The sequence below is a fragment of the Streptomyces sp. NPDC005728 genome, assembly GCF_040630895.1.
In the GTDB taxonomy this organism is placed as follows: domain Bacteria; phylum Actinomycetota; class Actinomycetes; order Streptomycetales; family Streptomycetaceae; genus Streptomyces.
Genome location: NZ_JBEXYL010000284.1, coordinates 1 through 1,555, shown reverse-complemented (window position 1 = coordinate 1,555; position 1,555 = coordinate 1). Strand labels below are relative to the sequence as shown.

1 protein-coding gene is annotated in these 1,555 nt (G+C 69.3%); it reads left to right on the top strand.

The features are described 5' to 3' along the window. Positions 1-104: 104 nt before the first annotated feature. Positions 105-1,555, top strand: a 1,451-nt coding sequence (locus ABZ471_RS48605; protein WP_359075608.1) for a transposase, incomplete at its 3' end; no start/stop codon positions are given.

Below are 1,555 nucleotides of genomic sequence, written 5' to 3'. Positions count from 1 at the left end.
TTAGCTTGACTCTGTCGGGGATCTTGGAGTTTCGCGGTGCGGCAGCGTGGTCAGCGGGCATGCTCGGGTAGTTCTCTTGCCCGATGTAGCTGTCGAGGTGCCCGTTGTCCCTCCGCCCGCGTTCCGGTGAGCAAGTCCCGCCTCTGACCGCGCAGGTCGCGCGGGCGAGCAACCCGGGCGGCACGACGGCGATATGGGTGCGCGACCGGCTGGATGGGCTGTGGTGCGACGAGGACTTCGCCGACTGGTACCCGCGTGACGGGCGTCCGGGCCTGTCGCCTGCTCAACTGGCCACCGTCTGTGTGCTGCAGTTCTTGCTCGGTCTGTCGGACCGGCAGGCTGCCGAGGCGGTCCGCTGCCGCATCGACTTCAAGTACGCCATGGCCATGGAGCTGGACGACCCTGGCTTCCATCACAGCGTGCTGGCCGATTTCCGCGACCGTCTTGCCGAGGGCGACCGTGCTGACCGCCTCCTCGACCTCGCGCTGGCCCGCCTCAAGGGGGCCGGACTCGTACGCGAACGCACCACGCAACGCACCGACTCCACCCACGTTCTGGCCGCAGTGCGGGATCTGACCCGCCTGGAGCTGATCACCGAGGCGGTCCGCGCCGCACTGGAAGAAGTCGCCGGTATCTCTCCTCACCTGCTGGACGAGCTGGTCGATGAGGACTGGGGGCGCCGCTACGGCCGACCGGTCCGCCTGGGCAAGAACCCCACCAAACCCAAGACCAGGATCCTCGCCACCGGAAACGACGCCGTCCGGCTCCTGGAACACCTCCACCGCCACGGAGCAGACCGCACGTCCGGCCCGCGTATCCAGGCCCTGCGCCAGATCATGGTGCAGAACTACCACCGTGACGCCGCAGGACAGCTGCGCTGGCGCACCGCCGAGGCGGAGGGCGGGCCCGGGCTGCCGCCCTCGTCCCGGGCGATCGTTTCGCCCTACGACACCTCGGCCCGCTACGCACGGCACGGACACATCATCAGCTGGAAGGGGTTCTCCGCTCACCTGACCGAGACCTGTGCTCCCGACGGACCCAACGTGATCACGGACGTGGCCACCACCGCCGCGACCACGCACGACAGTCAGGTTCTGCCCGGTATTCATGCCCGGCTGGCACGTCGCGGGCTGCTGCCCGCCGAGCACCTGGTCGACGCCGGCTACACCTCCCTGCCCCGCCTGGAAGAAGCCACCCGCGAACACCAGGTGACTGTCTCCGGGCCGCTCCGGGTCAACTCCACCCGCCAGCACCGCCGGGGCGAGGGCTATGGCCGGGATGACTTCCACATCGACTTCGACCGCGAGCAGGTGACCTGTCCGCAAGGCCAGGTCAGCGCCGGCTGGCACGGCCCCTACCCAACCTCCTCACCCACCGCGGCCCCGCTGATCGTGGCCAGGTTCACCAAGAGCCAGTGCCAGCCCTGCCCGGCCCGCGCCCAGTGCACCACCTCCCGCGAAAGCCACCGCACCGTGGGCTTTCCCCCACGAGAACTCCGCGACCTGCAACTCCGCGTCCGCACCGAGCAGCAGACACCCGAGTGGAAGACCCGCTA